The 15221-nt window shown below is 63.0% G+C and carries 12 protein-coding genes; 5 read left to right on the forward strand and 7 right to left on the reverse strand.

Annotation, left to right across the window (positions count from 1 at the left end):
* Position 1 precedes the first annotated feature (1 nt).
* Entirely contained in the window at positions 2–1450 is a 1449-nt protein-coding gene (locus tag FGE05_RS06920) for an APC family permease (RefSeq protein WP_139642954.1), read from the reverse strand.
* A gap of 342 nt (positions 1451–1792) precedes the next feature.
* Positions 1793–2755 (reverse strand): helix-turn-helix domain-containing protein, encoded by a 963-nt coding sequence (locus FGE05_RS06930; protein ID WP_139642957.1) that lies wholly within the window; start codon positions 2753–2755, stop codon positions 1793–1795.
* A 206-nt stretch (positions 2756–2961) separates the two neighbouring features.
* Between FGE05_RS06930 and FGE05_RS06935 the strand changes: the two genes are divergently transcribed.
* The 3 genes from FGE05_RS06935 to FGE05_RS06945 all read left to right on the forward strand — a co-directional run bounded on the left by FGE05_RS06935 (position 2962) and on the right by FGE05_RS06945 (position 6505).
* Positions 2962–4338 (forward strand): aspartate aminotransferase family protein, encoded by a 1377-nt coding sequence (locus FGE05_RS06935; RefSeq protein ID WP_139642960.1) that lies wholly within the window; start codon positions 2962–2964, stop codon positions 4336–4338.
* Between the two features lie 43 nt (positions 4339–4381).
* Positions 4382–5836 carry an aldehyde dehydrogenase gene (locus tag FGE05_RS06940; protein WP_139642962.1) on the forward strand — a complete coding sequence of 485 codons (1455 nt, stop codon included), beginning with the start codon at positions 4382–4384 and terminating at the stop codon, positions 5834–5836.
* A 105-nt stretch (positions 5837–5941) separates the two neighbouring features.
* A complete protein-coding gene (locus tag FGE05_RS06945) occupies positions 5942–6505 on the forward strand; it encodes a cytochrome b (RefSeq protein WP_139642967.1) in 564 nt (187 codons plus the stop codon).
* Between the two features lie 42 nt (positions 6506–6547).
* On the opposite strand, the gene FGE05_RS06950 is transcribed toward FGE05_RS06945, so the two are convergent.
* Genes FGE05_RS06950 through FGE05_RS06960 form a run of 3 tightly spaced genes read right to left on the reverse strand, consistent with a single transcriptional unit; the run spans position 6548 to position 10017 of the window.
* On the reverse strand, positions 6548–7576 hold the full coding sequence (locus FGE05_RS06950) for an SIS domain-containing protein (RefSeq protein ID WP_139642970.1): 1029 nt from the start codon (positions 7574–7576) through the stop codon (positions 6548–6550).
* Positions 7577–7596: 20 nt separating this feature from the next.
* Positions 7597–8604 carry an ROK family protein gene (locus FGE05_RS06955; protein WP_139642973.1) on the reverse strand — a complete coding sequence of 336 codons (1008 nt, stop codon included), beginning with the start codon at positions 8602–8604 and terminating at the stop codon, positions 7597–7599.
* Positions 8605–8613: 9 nt separating this feature from the next.
* Complete coding sequence (locus FGE05_RS06960; RefSeq protein WP_139642976.1) at positions 8614–10017, reverse strand: APC family permease; 1404 nt, start codon at positions 10015–10017, stop codon at positions 8614–8616.
* 198 nt (positions 10018–10215) lie between these two features.
* Between FGE05_RS06960 and FGE05_RS06965 the strand changes: the two genes are divergently transcribed.
* Positions 10216–11418 (forward strand): ROK family transcriptional regulator, encoded by a 1203-nt coding sequence (locus FGE05_RS06965; protein ID WP_139642979.1) that lies wholly within the window; start codon positions 10216–10218, stop codon positions 11416–11418.
* 92 nt (positions 11419–11510) lie between these two features.
* Entirely contained in the window at positions 11511–12773 is a 1263-nt protein-coding gene (locus tag FGE05_RS06970) for an MFS transporter (protein ID WP_139642982.1), read from the forward strand.
* A 28-nt stretch (positions 12774–12801) separates the two neighbouring features.
* Here the strand turns inward: FGE05_RS06970 and FGE05_RS06975 are convergent, their stop codons facing one another.
* Together FGE05_RS06975 and FGE05_RS06980 are read right to left on the reverse strand one after the other, a co-directional pair.
* Complete coding sequence (locus FGE05_RS06975) at positions 12802–14412, reverse strand: gamma-glutamyltransferase family protein (protein ID WP_139642985.1); 1611 nt, start codon at positions 14410–14412, stop codon at positions 12802–12804.
* 28 nt (positions 14413–14440) lie between these two features.
* Positions 14441–15220, reverse strand: coding sequence for an amino acid ABC transporter ATP-binding protein (locus FGE05_RS06980; RefSeq protein ID WP_139642988.1), 780 nt, complete (start codon positions 15218–15220; stop codon positions 14441–14443).
* Position 15221: the final 1 nt, after the last annotated feature.

Consider the following 15221-nt stretch of genomic DNA (forward strand, 5'->3'; position numbering starts at 1 on the left):
CCTAGAGCTTGTGGCTCCCCAATGCCAGATATCGCTCCGGAGCGCTTTTGCGCAGTCGAGCCGCCAGGAACACTCCGGCCAGCAAAGCTGCGGGAATAATCGCGCAGAGGCCATAGGACAAGGTCTGGCTGGCGCCTGTCAGCACATCGAAATGCAGCACCGCGATGATCAGGACCGCCAACAGGACCAGGCAGGATAGCGCGGGAAAGATCCCCCCACGCCAGAGTCCGAGCCTCAGCTCGGGGTGGCTGCGGGAAAAGGCAAATACCGCGGCGGACGTGAGCGCCATCAGCAAGATCACGCACAGCGTGGCCAGGTTGGACAGCCAGGCAAACAACTGCAGGATCGGATCGGCATCCATGGCGGCGAAAATCAGCACCACCACCGCAGAAATCAAGCTCTGCAAGACAGAGCCCATATGGGGACTCTGGTGGACGCGATGAGTCGTCCCCAGTTGGCGCGGCAACAGGCCGTCGCGTCCGATGGCGTAGAAGTAACGGGCGGCTGCGTTGTGAAAGGCCAGCAGCCCGGCATAGATACTGACCATGAACAGCACCCGGATAATCTGGGTCAGGTGTGGGCCGACAAAGTGATCGGACATGCCGTAGATGAAGGTCGTGGGGTCCTGCAAGGCCTGCAGCATCGGCACGATCTTGTCCGCGCCCACACCCACCACCATCGACCAGACCGACAGTGCATAAAACCCGCCGATCAGCAGTACCGAGCAGTAGGTGGCAATCGGGATGGTCCGTTGCGGGTTCCTGGCCTCTTCGCCGTAGATGGTCGTGGCCTCGAAGCCGATGAACGCGGCGAAGCAGAACAGCAAGCCGATCGAGGGTGTGCCGCTGAACACATGGCTGCGATCGAATGCGTCGAGATTGACGCCACTGTCACCGCCCGTGCTGAGGATGGCGAAATCCAGGGTCAGGATCGCCAGGTACTCGGCAATCACGATGACCGACAGCACCCGGGCCGAGAGATCGATCTTGCGATACCCCAGGATCGCGACGCTGGCCATGGCCATGAGCGAATAAGCCCACCAGGGCAGTTCCAGGCCGAACACGCTGGCCATGGTGCCGCTGACCACGCCACCGAACATGCCGTACAGCCCCACCTGGAGGATGTTATAGGCAAACATCGCCAACACCCCTGCCGCGCCACCCGCCAGTCCACCCAGGCCGCGGGAGGTGAATGCATAGAAACCACCGGCATTGGTGACGTGCCGGGACATGGTGGTGTAACCCACCGAGAACATCAGCAACACCAGCAGAGCCAGGATCAGCAACGCCGGTGTACCGGCACCGTTGCCCAGCATGATGCCAATGGGAAAACCACCGGCGATGACACTCAACGGACTCGCCGCCGACACTACGAAGAAAATGATGAAACCGACACCCAGGGCACCACGCTTGAGCTCCGTGGAGCTGTTGACCGGGAGAGATACACTCATGTGCTTGACCTTTCTGTATGAGGCAGTCGCTGTGGGATCGATGCAGTCATCCGTCCACCGGCACCGAATGGCTTATTGTTTTTGTTGCACGCCGGGTTCGATCCTATGCCTGCCCATCCATGTCGCACTAACCCAAATCGGTCATCAGACTGTTCTTCCCATGAAAATCCCGGGCGCCCCTTCAGCCCCACAGAAACTGTGGCGAGGGGATTTATCCCCGCTGGGCTGCGTAGCAGCCCCCATAAAGCCAGTTGCAGTTAGCTGACACTCCACAATGGCGGGATCTGGGGCTGCTACGCAGCCCAGCGGGGATAAATCCCCTCGCCACAGGGGTTGTGTTGCTCAGGCGAGGGCGCAATCGGGAATGGCTGCGCGCTGGGTATGGGACGGCAACTCTGCGAACAGTTCCTGGTACTCCGCCGCGAAGTGGCTCAGGTGATAAAAGCCCCACTGGGCAGCGGCATCGCCAATCGACAGATGCGACGCCTGGGTGGACATCAAGGTGCGGCGCACACCGTTCAGCCTGACGGAGCGCAGATAGTTCAGCGGCGTCGTCTCGGCCACCGCACGGAAGCTGTTCTGCACGGTACGCCGACTCACCTGCAAGCGCTGGCACAACTCGTCCACGCTGGGCACGTTGTTCATTTCGGCAGTGGTCAGACGGTGGCATTTCTCGACAATGAAGCTACGGGTGGAGCTCGTGGTGCGTTGGTACTTGTCGCAGGCCGGATCGGTCATGAGCTGCAGCATCTCGCCGAGCATCGCCTGTTCCAGCTCCTGTTCCCACACATTGTCGAGCTCTTCGTTCACCAGGGCCTGGGAGAATATCGCCAGCAACCGCCGACGCGCCTGCGCGAAGTGCGGCGTGGAAACCCTGATCACCGGTTGACGCAGCAGTTGGCTGATTTCCTTTGCCGAAGCCGTTTGCGCCAGCGCCTGCTCGAACAATTCCCGTTCGAAGGTGATGGACAGCAGCTCCATGCCCATCGGCATATGGAACATGAACTCTTCTCCACCGTGGAGAAAGAACAGGCTGCTGTCATCCACCTCGCGCCCTTGCATCCGAATCGCGCCAGGGACATTGATCGGCACTGCAAAACACATTTTGCCGCGGGGGGCCACGCCGTGCTGCACGACGCGCTGGTTGATCTGCTCACGAAAGATATGGCAATGGGCGGTGGTCAGCTGCATGAGCGTACTTTCGGCCGAACCGGCGGTGAGCTGGTTGTAGTCCTGACTCCACTCCTGAACGGTAGCGGCATGGAGGTGGACGTCGCGAAAGTGGTTTATGTGAACATTTCTCATAATATGCGAAAGCCTCTCAAATATTATTGTTCTTATCCTGCCTTCTTGACCGATATTCGCACATTAAAGGAATTTAGCAAAATTCCATAGCGGAATATCACTCGCCACCTTCAGCGCAATTTACCCATGTGCCGATTCGGGCTACCGCCTGGAGACGCGGGCTAGAGATGATCGGCACACTCCAACCGACATCCAGAGAGACCGTCATGAGTGAAGCCAAACTTGAATCCCTCCACTTCGCGGATGCCCCGCGGATTATTTCCAGCACCCTCCCCGGTCCCATGACCCGCGAGGCCCTGGCGTTGTCGGCGCGTACCGAGTCCATGGCCCGCGGCGGCGGACGCATGCCGGTGGCCATGGACCGGGCGTTCGGCGCGACCTTCAAGGACCCGGACGGCAACACCTACATCGACCTGTCCGCCGGCGTGGGCGTCAGCAGCGTGGGCCGTTGCCACCCGAAAGTGGTGCAGGCCATCCGCGAACAGTCCGAAGTGCTGATGCATGCCCTGGAAATCAACAGCACCCGACGCACCGAGCTGGCAGCCAAGATATCCGAGATCGCGCCCGATGGCTTGCGCGGCGATTGCACCACATTCTTTACCCAAAGCGGCAGCGATGCATTGGAGGCCGCGGTCAAGTTCGCCAAGCGCATCACCGGGCGGCACCAGATCATCGCCTTCCATGGAGGCTACCACGGCGTCTGGAACGCATCAGGCGCGCTGACCACAGGTACGGCCTACCGCAAGGGCTATGGCGCCATGATGGGGGGCGTCATTCACGCCCCCTACCCTTACGCCTACCGCTTCCCGTTCGACACCACCCACAAAAGCGCCGAGCAGATCGCCGGCGATTACGTCGACTACTTGCTGAACACCCCCTACACCGCCGCCGATGACGTCGCCGCCGTGATCGTCGAGCCGGTGCAGGGCGAAGGCGGCTATGTGCCCCCTTCACCCGAGTTCCTGCAGCTCCTGCGCAAGGCCTGCGACCGCAGCGGCGCGCTGCTGATCGTCGACGAAGTACAGTCCGGCGCCGGCCGTACCGGCAAAATGTGGGCGGTCGAGCACTCGGGCGTCAAGCCCGACATGCTGACGTTCGGCAAAGGCATCGGCAGCGACCTGCCCATGGCGGGCCTGATCATGCGCTCGGACCTGGCTGCCGCGATTCCTGACGGCTCGGTGCCCAACACCTTCGCTGCCAACTCGTTGTCCGCCGCCGTGGCGCTGACCAACATCAGCATCCTGCAGGATCCGGAGCTCGATCTGCTCAACCGTGCGCACACCCTGGGGCTGGAAGCGCAGAAGCGTATCCGTGGCTTTAACAGCCCGTTCGTGGGTGAGGTGCGCGGCCGCGGCCTGATGATCGGCATCGAACTGGTTGAAGACCCGGCCACCAAGGCACCGCTGGAAGGCGCCAAGATCGGCCAACTCATGGGCTACCTGCTGAACCACGGCGTGCTGATGATCCCCTGCGGTCGCTACAGCAACGTGATGCGTGTCATGCCTTCGCTGACGATCTCGCGCTCGCTGTTCTTCAAGGCGCTGGACATCTTCGGCGACGCCCTGGCCTCGCTCAAGGCATGAAACGGGTCTACCTGACCACTGCACAACATTCATGGATCCAAACATGACACAGCATCTGAATCACTTCATCGAAGGCGGCTCCTTCGAGGCCTCCGACGGCCGTCGAACGAACCTCATCAACCCTGTGACAGAACAGATCTACGGCAGCGCCGCGCGCGGTACGGCCGAGGACGTGAACCGCGCCGTGGCGGCCGCCCGCAAGCAGCTTGAAGGCGGCGCCTGGAGCCAGCTCGACGGTGCCCAGCGCGGCCGGCTGCTGCTGAAACTGGCGGACCTGGTGGAGCGCGATACCGACCTGCTTGCCGACATGGACGCCGACGCCATCGGGCGCTCGCCGATCGAACCGCGTCGCCTGGACATCCCCAACGTGCTCGCCAACCTGCGTGCCGCCGCCGGTTGGGCCAATCAGCTCGAAGGCCGCACCATCCCCTCCGGCGGCTACTTTGGCACCAAGACCCTTTCATACACGGTACGCGAGCCGGTGGGCGTGGTCGGGGCCATCGTGCCTTGGAATTCGCCGCTGATGATCACGGTCTGGAAACTCGCCGCGTTGCTGGCGGCAGGTTGCACCGTGGTGATCAAACCGTCGGAAGAAACGCCGCAGTCAGCCCTGCACCTGGCGGCCCTGGCCCAGGAAGCGGGCTTTCCCGACGGTGTGATCAACGTGGTCACCGGTTACGGCAATGAAGTCGGCCGTGCCCTGTGCGAGCACCCGGATGTCGCCAAGATCAGCTTCACCGGCAGCCCCGAGGCCGGACGCGAGATCCAGCGCACTGCCGGTGTGCTGTTCAAGCGCGTGGCACTGGAGCTGGGCGGCAAGAGCCCGCAGATTGTCTTCGATGACGCCTCCTTCGACGATGCACTGTTTGGTTGTAGCCTCGGCCTGTTCGCCAACCAGGGCCAGGTCTGTGCTGCCGGTTCGCGCATCCTGGTCCAGCGCAGCCTCGCGGAGCGTTTCGCCGCAGCGCTTGCCAATGCCGCGTGTGCCGTCAAGGTGGGAGACCCTCGGCAGCCCGATGTGCAGATGGGACCGGTGGCCAAGAAGGCGCAGTTCGATCGGGTCAACCGCTACATTCAACTGGGCATCGATCAAGGCGCTACGCTGCTGGCCGGCGGTGTATCGAACCCTGAGCAAGGTTGGTTCGTGCGGCCGACGATTTTCACCAATGCCCGCAATGACATGGCAATCGCCCGGGACGAGATTTTCGGCCCGGTCGGCACGGTGATTGCCTTCGATACTGACGAAGAAGCTGTCGCATTGGCCAACGATTCCAGCTACGGCCTCGCGGCCACGGTGTGGACGAGTAATCTGGTGCGAGCCCATCGCGTGGCCGCTGCGGTGAAGGCCGGTGCCGTAGGCATCAACTGCTGGAGCCCGCTGGACGCCAACCTGCCCTGGGGCGGCGTCAAGGACAGCGGTATTGGCCGTGAAGGAGGGTTCAGCGGCGCACTGGCCTACACCGAGGAGAAGGTCATTACCGTACTGCTACCGGCCTGAGAACAATATTGCACTGAGCTAACTACCCTCCAAACCCCGCGAGGTGTCGAGGGTGGTGGTTCAAGTGCGTTCCCGATGTCTTTGACGATTGATGAGGCGACTGCGATGAACACCACAAATCAAGAGATAATTGATCGGTATCCGACGTCCCTGTTGCTGTTGCACTGGGTACGCGCCGTGCTCGTAGCCGGCCTCCTCTGGGCAGGCTGGCACATGACCGGGATGAATGACGAAGTGGCAAGCAAGTACGAGCTCTATTACCCCTGGCACAAATCCTTCGGGGTGTTGACGCTCCTGGTGGTGCTGGTCCAGATCGCCCTGCGCTACATGACGCCCAAGTTGCCGAGGCCGCTGCACACGCTGACCGGCCCTGAGCAGGTGATGTCAAACCTGGTGCAACGGGTCATGTATGGGCTTCTGGTGATCGTGCCGTTGATGGGTTACTCCATGTCGAGCACCTACACGATGAGCGACGGGGTGTTCTTTTTCGGGGTCAACCTCCCGGAGCTGCTCCCGAAAAATGACGATTGGTTCGTCGTGTTCCAATGGCTGCACAAAGTACTGGCCTATACCCTGCTCGTCCTGATCCTGCTGCACATCGCCGGCGCCCTCAAGCATCGGTTCCTCGACCGGGATCCACAAAAAGACGTGCTGCGTCGCATGCTGTGATTGCTGGCGGGTTTGCTTGCCCGCTGATGGCCATGCCCCGCCTTACCGCGTCTCGGTCACTTTCTTCAAGAACCGCGGCTGGTCAGGATCGCGCCCCCGAGCCTCGGCCAGTCGGGCGGCCATCAGGTAGAACCCCTGGATCATGGTGAACGGCTCCAGCAGCGGGTGTCCGGTGGGCTCGCTTGCAAGGTCGAGCCCTGCCGTGCCCAAGGGCGCTACAACCAACACGTTCGCGCCACGTTTGCGCATGTCATCGACGAACGCCAGCGTGCCGGCCTGCTCGGGTCCACTGGGAGCAAACACCAACACGGGATAGCCCGGCTCGATGATCTCCATTGGCCCATGACGCACCTCCGCGCTGGAAAACGCTTCGGCCTGGATGCCGCTGGTTTCCTTGAGCTTGAGAGCGGCTTCCTGGGCAATCGGCAATGCGCTGCCGCGGCCGATGACCAGCATTTTGTCGGCCGCGGTCAATAATGCCACCGCCTTGGACCAGTCATGTTCGGCGGCGGCCCGCATCTGGGTCGGCAAAGGCGGCAATGCATCTGACAATGCACGGCTGCCTGTCAGTGAGGCCGCCAGGCTCGCCGTCAGTTGAACGCCGGCCATCAGCATGGCGACAAAGCTTTTCGTCGCCGCCACGCTCTGTTCAAGGCCGGCGGGCAACAGCAGCGGTGTGTCGCAGACTTGCGCCAAGGGAGACGCCGGGGTGTTGACGAAGGCCGCTGCTTTCGCCCCCAGTTGCTGGAGCCGTTCGACACTGTCGATCAGGTCAGGGCTTTTGCCGGATTGAGAGAAGGCCGCCACCCAGGCATTTTTCAGGCGCAATGGCGCTCGTTGCAGGCTGACCAGGGACAACGGAATGGACAGGCACGGCACACCCACCTGGCTCATCAGCGCATGCCCGAAGTAGGCAGCGGCATGATCCGAGCTGCCCCGCGCCACGGTGATCATCAAGTCGGGAACGTCCGCAGCCAGTGCCTGCGCAAGCGCCTGGAGGGCGTGATCATCCTCCAGCATGCGCTGGAGAATGTCTGGAATGGACAGGGTTTCGATATGCATCAACGACATCAATTTCTCCAGAGGCCTGTTCAAGGGATGGCTACAGGTTCAAGCGTGGCAGCGATCGCTCGCTGATCGATCTGCTCAAGATGAGCGGCTTCCATAGCCATGCTCAGGGCTCCCCACAGCGGTGCATCCTGGGCAAACCGGGCCGCCACCACCTGCGGCGCGAACGGTACGATCCGGTCGATCAAGTCCTTGATGAGCGGTTTCAGAAGGCTGGCCTGGCGGTACAGTCCACCGCCAATGGCGATGCGCTCCACATCCAGGGCAACGGCGACATTGGCGACCTGCACCGCGCAGGCCGTGATGCGCTCGCGCAGTGCCCTGTGCACCGCCGCATCGCCACTGGAAAAAAGATCCAGCGCCTGGTGGCCTTCACCGAGCAACTGCCGGGCAAGCTCGCCCAGCGCGGTGCCGGAAAACAGCTCTTCCAACGGCGCGGCGCCCTCGGCATGAGTGCGCCATTTGCCCGGGTCTTCGCTGTCGAGAAACGGCGACAACAGGTAGCCGATCTCCATCGCCGCGCCATTGTGCCCACGCAGCAACCGTCCATTGACGATGGCCGCCGCCGCCAACCCGGTGCCCAGGTTCAGGTAGATGGCGTTGTCGATGCCCTGCAACGCCCCCCAACGGGCTTCCGCCAGGGCGCCGGCCTTGACGTCATTGTCCAGCAACACCGAGGGGCATCCGAGCCCTCGAACGATCAGCCCGTGCAGGTCCAGCCCATCCAGCCCGGGCGTGTTCGGAGCCATGAGCAAAGTGTGGCCCCGGATGACCCCGGGGAACACCGCGGCGACGCTCAGCAGCGGAGCGTCTTGGAAAGCCTCGGCGCAGGCCCGCGCCGTATCGAGGATACGCTCCAGCGCAGCGACGCCATGGAGGCCGTCGGCATGGGTCGCGACGATGTCACTGCGCAACTGCCCACTGGCGATGTCGTAACAGGCGACGTGGGTCTTGGTGCCCCCCACGTCGATAGCCAGCAGCAACCCCTGCCGGGGTACGTCGCGGCCGGATGATTCAAACGGCTGGTACATGGGCAAGTCTCACTTCTCGAACGGCCAGAGCTTTTGCATCCGCGCCCACAACAGGAACACCACGGCCCCCGCCACCACCCACACCAGCGACCATTGGATCGGGTAGGCACCGGGGGCGTTGTGATTGGAGGCGAAGTAGATATAGACCCAGCCCAGCAAAGCGATCACCGCAGGCACCGGGTACAGCCACATTTTGTAAGGCCGGGCCAGGTGCGGCTTGGTCTTGCGCAGCACGAACAAGGCTACGATCTGCGACAGCGACTGCACCAGGATCATCACGGTGGTGAGCAACTGGATCAACGTGGTGAGGTCGGTCAAACGGCCGATCATGAAGCCCGCGGAGGTCAGCACACCCATGCTCAGGATGCCGTAGGTGGGAAACTGGTGCTTGGGGTGAGTCTTGCTGAATACGCCGAAGAACACCTTGTCGTTCGCCGCCTCGAACGGCACTCGGGAACCGCCCAGCAAACCGGCGAACACCGACGCCACCGCGGTGATCAGGATCAGCACGGTGACGACTGCGGCAGCCGTTTCGCCCCAGGTCTCACTGAGTACCACCGAGGCCACCGACTTGTACGCCGCCGAGTCCGGATCGAGCATGCGGTGCCAATCCACGACCCCCAGTACGCCCACTTGCATCAGCAGGTAGATGCACAGAATGCCCAGGATCGACAGAACGATGGATTTCGGGATCACACGGCCGGGCTGCTCGACTTCCCCAGCCAGGTACGCCGAGGTGTTGTAGCCCAGGTAGTCATAAATGCCGATGGTCAGGCCGCCGGCCATGCCGAACCAGAAGCCGCTGTCGACCAGGTTGAACGCGCCTTCGGGAAAGCTGAACGCCAGGTCGGCATGAAAGTGCGAGAGCGAGGCCACGATCAAGGCGCCGATGCTGACCAGCATGATGCCCCACAGGACGATACTGAGCCGGGCAATCGACTCGATCTTGCGCCACAACAACAGGACGATGGCCCAGATCAGCACCAGGCCGATGACGTTGCCCGCCGTCTGGCTCATCTGCGGCCAGAACCAGCTCAGGTACTGGACGAAACCGATGATGCCGGTGGACATGATCAGCGGAATGAACAGCATCGCCGTCCATACGAATAGAAACGGAAACAGCTTGCCGGTGCGCTTGCCAAAGGCTTCGCGCAGATACACATAGGTACCGCCCGCCCCCGGCAACGACGCACCGAGTTCGGCCCATACCAGACCATCGCAGAGCGCCAGCAGCGCACCGAAAATCCAGCCGAGATAGGCCTGGGGCCCGCCCATGGCGACGATCATCGCCGGAATCGTGATGAACGGACCCACGCCGCACATCTGGCTCATGTTGAGCGTAACAGCGGGAAACAAACCTATTTTGCGACGGATAGCCGACGTACTTTGCCCGGCGGGAATTGGCGCATTCATCGATGACGACCTCGTGTGGATGGACAGTGCGGTTGGGGCAGGTTTTGAAGTCATACATGCCAGCAACTGGCGTCTGTCGCATGGACCTTATTGTTATTGGGCATCGCCCCGGCCATGAGCCGGGGCAGCACTAGAAAATCACAGCGGAGATATTAATTCAACTTGATTTAATTAATACCCAGCCGCGATGATTCCCCGATGAAAACCACCAGCAGCCCCATGACCACCACCGGCACCAATGCCGAACACTCTCGCCAGCACAACCGTCGAGTGATCCTCGAAGCGGTTCGCCTGGCCGGACGCCTGACCCGTGCCGACCTGACACGCCTGACCTCGCTGACGGCACAGACGGTGTCCAACATCGTCAGCGAGCTGCAAAGCGAAGGCATGCTGCTCGCCCATACCCCGGAAAAAGGCGCGCGGGGCCAGCCGGCGGTGCCGCTCTCGATCAACCCCGAAGGCGGCTTTTCCATCGGTTTTCATGTCGAGCAACACTGCATCATTGGCGTGCTGCTCAACCTGCTGGGCGAGACCCTTGCCCAAGTGACCCTGCCGGTCCGTTACCCGACCTACGACGAAGCCCTTCCGCTGATCCTGCAGGTCATCGAAGACTTCCGCCGACAGCGTCCCAGCGGTCGGTTCATCGGCACCGGTATCGCCCTGCCCGGCCCATTCAACGTCGAAGGCATTTCCTCGGTGGGCCCCACAGCGCTGTCGGGTTGGGATGGGCCGGACATCGCCCAGCGTTTGCAGCCACTGGCCGGCATGCCGGTATTGATCGAGAACGATGCGACCTGCGCCGCCATGGGTGAACGCCTGCACGGCCTGGCCAGCGAAGTGCAGAACTTCGTCCACCTGTTCATCGGCAGCGGCCTGGGTGCCGGCATGTACCTGGGAAATCGCCTGTATGCCGGCCATTGGCACAACGCCGGCGAAATCGGCCACATGACCGTGATTGCCAATGGCAAGGCCTGCTCCTGCGGCAACCAGGGCTGCCTGGAGCGCTACATCTCCATCGCGGCGTTGATGGAACACCTGGGCCGCGACACCGATCAGAACCTGTCGGCAGAGGACATGGACGATCCCCATGTCAGCGCCGCCATCGACGCCTGGCTTGACGAAGCGGCCCCCGCCTTGCGCCAGGCCATCAACATTCTGGAGTCCTTGCTCGACCCGCAGACCATCCTGATCAGCGGTTTCCTGCCCGAAGCGCTGCTGAAGGAACTGATCCGCAGGCTCGAACCCCTCAGTCGCTCCATCAGCAGCCGCGCGGACCGCCAGTATCCACGCGTGCAACTGGGCTCCGCCGGTCCCGACGCGGTTGCGGTCGGGGCCGCGGCCCTGATGATCCTGGCGGAAATCAGCCCCGATTATGAGGCGCTGTTGAAGATGCCCCTGTAATCCCGGGCAAAGGGCAGGCAGGAATTCATCGCGGATGGGCCGGGAACTGACACAATGCGCCCACGTCTTCCTGCCCTATCGAGACTGCGCACTTGGACACCGTCAAGAACCGTCGCAACGAGCTATCGCTGGATAGCCTCAACTTCTTCCTCGCCGACGTGCGTGACGGCCTGGGTCCCTATCTGGCGATCTACCTGCTGGCGGTGCACAAGTGGGACCCGGCCAGTATCGGCCTGGTGATGACCCTGGCCGGTGTCGCTGCGCTGCTGGCCCAGGCCCCGGCGGGCGCGCTGCTCGACCGCACACACGCGAAACGGACAGTGGTCATTGTCGCCGCACTGCTGGTGACCGGCAGCTGCCTGCTGCTGCCATGGATGAGTGCCTTCACACTGGTCGCCCTGACCCAGACCGTCAGCGCCATCGCCGGCTCTGTATTCGCCCCGGCCATCGCCGCCATTTCCCTGGGCATCACCGGTCCACAGGCCTTCACCCGCCGCACCGGGCGCAACGAAACCTTCAATCACGCCGGCAATGCTTGCTCGGCATTGCTGGCCGGCGGTTTCGCTTATCTGTTCGGGCCGGTGGCGGTGTTCTATCTGATGGCGGTCATGACGGTGGGCAGCATCATTGCCGCCAGCCTGGTCTCGGCCAACGCCATCGATCATGACGTGGCCCGCGGCTTTAACCCGGCGTCCACCGGCGGCCATGGGCATCCATCCGGGCTAAGCGTGTTGTTGAGCAACCGGCCCCTGTGCTTGTTCGCGGTGTGCTGCGCACTGTTTCACCTGGCGAACGCCGCCATGCTGCCGCTGGTCAGTCAAAAGCTGGCTCTGGTCAACCTGCAGATGGCCACGCCATTGACCTCTGCCTGTATCGTCGCCGCACAGCTGGTGATGGTACCGATGGCGATCCTGGTCGGCGCCAAGGCCGACCGATGGGGTCGCAAGCCGCTGCTGCTGGTCGGCTTCCTGATCCTGCCCCTGCGCGGGCTCCTGTACGTGGTCTCCAACGACCCCTACTGGCTGGTGGCGGTGCAGTTACTCGACGGCGTCGGCGCCGGTATCTTCGGCGCGCTGTTTCCCGTGGTGGTCAAGGACCTGACCCAAGGCACCGGGCGTTTCAATGTCAGCCTGGGGGCGTTGTCCGCGGTGTTCGGCCTGGGTGCGGCACTCAGCCCTGGCCTGGCGGGATGGGTGGTGCACAGTGCCGGCTACGATGCGGCTTTTGTCACCCTGGCGGCGGTCGCCGGGGTCGCATTCTTGCTGCTGTTGCTGGCGATGCCGGAGACCCGGCATCACTCGACCGGTGCGAAAGAGCTTGCGCCGGCAGGAACCGCCCCGAGGGCCGCCACCTGATCCTCCCGGATCACTGCCCGCCCCTGGGTTACCAGACTGCGATGTGCGAATCCGCCCGGGGCTCGGTCCCGCCGCACAGCACACCACTGACCAGATCGCGAAGAATGATCTGTCCGCGACCGTAGTCGGTCAGGTCGCTGCTGACCTGCACCTCATGGCCGCGGCGCGCCAGGGCGTTGACCAGGTCCGGTGACGCGCCGTGCTCGATGCCGACCTTCATCCCGCCCAGCCACTGCCAGCGCGGCGCGTCCAGGGCCGCCTGGGGATTCAGGCCGAAGTCCACCAGATTCATGACCATCTGCACATGCCCTTGGGGCTGCATGTAGCCGCCCATGACGCCGAAAGGACCAAGGGCCTGACCGTTCTGGGTGAGGAAGCCGGGGATGATGGTGTGGAAGGTCTTCTTGCCCGGCGCAAGGCAGTTGGCGTGCGTCGGGTCGAGGCTGAATTCCTGCCCGCGGTTCTGCAGGGCGATACCGCTGTGGGGTAACACCACCCCGGAGCCGAAGCCGTGGTAGTTGCTCTGGATGAACGAAACCATGTTGCCTTCTTCGTCGGCGGTCGCCAGATACACGGTGCCGCTGGCGTGGGGATCGCCGGGCGCGGGCGGCTGGGCCTGTTCGCCGATCTGTTCACGGCGCCGGGCGCTGTATGTCTCACTCAGCAGATCGGCCACCGCCACGCGCATGTGCCGCGGGTCGGTGATGTAGTGCAGGCCATCGCTGTAGGCCAGCTTCATCGCTTCCAGTTGGCGATGCCAGGTCTGCTGGCTGTCGCGGTGATCGAAACTGAAGCCTTCGAGGATGTTCAGCGCCATCAAGGCCACCAGGCCCTGCCCGCTCGGCGGGATTTCCCAGACATCGATGCCTCGGTAGTTGACGTGGATCGGCTCCACCCACTGAGCACGATAGTCCTTGAGGTCGGTGCTGCGCAGGTAGCCACCGGTGGCGCGGGAATGGGCATCCAGGCGCTCGGCCAGGACACCGCGATAAAGACTTTCGCAACGGGTGGCGGCGAGTTCTTCGAGGGTACGGGCCTGGGCCGGATTGCGGAAGATCTCCCCGGCCCGCGGCGCGCGCCCTTCGATCAGGAAGGTATCGAACCACGCGTCCAGCACTGGGTCGCGATGGAGCGTGAATTCCTTCACGGCGATCTGCCATTGATGGGCGACCACCGGCGACACCGCAAAGCCACCCCGCGCCAGGCTGATCGCCGGTTGCAACAGATCGGCAAAGGGCAACTTGCCGAAGCGTTGTGACAACTCGGCCCAGGCCGACGGACAACCGGGCACCGTCACCGGCGTCCAGCCGTAGAGCGGCATCCGTTCATGGCCGGCCGCCTGCACTGCTTCGACGTTCAGGGATGCCGGTGCATGCCCGTTGCCATTGAGGCCATGCAGCTGGCCCTTGCACCAGACCAAGGCAAAGGCGTCACCGCCAATACCACAGCCGGTGGGCTCCACCACGGTCAGCGCCGCCGCCGTGGCGATGGCGGCATCGATGGCGTTGCCGCCCTTTTGCATGATTTCGATACCCGCCTGCGCGGCCAGTGGCTGAGAAGCGGCGACCATGCCACGACGGGCAAAGACGCTCTGGCGTTGCGACGGATACGGGTACTCGTGAGCAGAAAATTTCAACATGACAAACTCTCTTCACAGACAAAACGAGTCAAAGCACGCGACTGAGAAAGGCCCGGGTACGCGGGTGGCTGGGGTGGCTGAAAATCTGCTCCGGCGGCCCTTGCTCAATCAGCTCGCCCTGGTCCAGGACCACCACACGGTCGGCCACTTCCCGGGCAAAACCCATTTCGTGGGTCACCACCACCATGGTCATGCCCTCTTCCGCCAGCTCCTTCATTACTTGCAGCACCTCGCCCACGGTTTCCGGATCGAGGGCGCTGGTGGGCTCGTCGAACAGCATCGCCTGGGGTTTCATCGCCAACGCCCGGGCTATCGCCACGCGCTGCTGCTGCCCGCCGGAGAGCATGGAGGGGTAATGGCTGGCCTTGTCCGCCAGGCCGACCCGTGCAAGCAAGCTACGGGCTTGTTCCAACGCAGCGGCGCGCGGCACCCCGAGGACCTGGATCGGTGCCTCGATGATGTTCTCCAGGGCGGTCATATGTGGGAACAGGTTGAAGCGTTGAAATACCATGCCGATGTCCCGGCGCTGACGGGCGATGTTGCGCTCCGAATCGCGCACCAGGCTGCCGTCGGCCCGTTCCCGATATCCCATGGCCTGGCCGTTGACGCGGATGCGCCCGCCCTGGATGTCCTCCAGCAGATTGATGCAGCGGATGAAGGTGGTCTTGCCGGAACCAGAGGCCCCGATCAGCACCACCACCTCACCGCGGCGTACCTGCAGGGAAATGCCCTTGAGGATCTGCAGGTCGCCGAAGGACTTGTGGACATCCAGCGCCTCGATGATCAGCTCTTCACTTTTGTGCGCCATG

This window comes from Pseudomonas sp. ICMP22404 (assembly GCF_006227205.1).
GTDB lineage: Bacteria > Pseudomonadota > Gammaproteobacteria > Pseudomonadales > Pseudomonadaceae > Aquipseudomonas.

Excerpts from the sequence above, each read along its gene's own strand:
- FGE05_RS06920 (WP_139642954.1), bottom strand. The coding sequence starts at position 1,450 with ATGAGTGTATCTCTCCCGGTCAACAGCTCCACGGAGCTCAAGCGTGGT.
- FGE05_RS06930 (WP_139642957.1), bottom strand. The coding sequence starts at position 2,755 with ATGAGAAATGTTCACATAAACCACTTTCGCGACGTCCACCTCCATGCC.
- FGE05_RS06935 (WP_139642960.1), top strand. The coding sequence starts at position 2,962 with ATGAGTGAAGCCAAACTTGAATCCCTCCACTTCGCGGATGCCCCGCGG.
- FGE05_RS06940 (WP_139642962.1), top strand. The coding sequence starts at position 4,382 with ATGACACAGCATCTGAATCACTTCATCGAAGGCGGCTCCTTCGAGGCC.
- FGE05_RS06945 (WP_139642967.1), top strand. The coding sequence starts at position 5,942 with ATGAACACCACAAATCAAGAGATAATTGATCGGTATCCGACGTCCCTG.
- FGE05_RS06950 (WP_139642970.1), bottom strand. The coding sequence starts at position 7,576 with ATGTCGTTGATGCATATCGAAACCCTGTCCATTCCAGACATTCTCCAG.
- FGE05_RS06955 (WP_139642973.1), bottom strand. The coding sequence starts at position 8,604 with ATGTACCAGCCGTTTGAATCATCCGGCCGCGACGTACCCCGGCAGGGG.
- FGE05_RS06960 (WP_139642976.1), bottom strand. The coding sequence starts at position 10,017 with ATGAATGCGCCAATTCCCGCCGGGCAAAGTACGTCGGCTATCCGTCGC.
- FGE05_RS06965 (WP_139642979.1), top strand. The coding sequence starts at position 10,216 with ATGAAAACCACCAGCAGCCCCATGACCACCACCGGCACCAATGCCGAA.
- FGE05_RS06975 (WP_139642985.1), bottom strand. The coding sequence starts at position 14,412 with ATGTTGAAATTTTCTGCTCACGAGTACCCGTATCCGTCGCAACGCCAG.
- FGE05_RS06980 (WP_139642988.1), bottom strand. The coding sequence starts at position 15,220 with ATGGCGCACAAAAGTGAAGAGCTGATCATCGAGGCGCTGGATGTCCAC.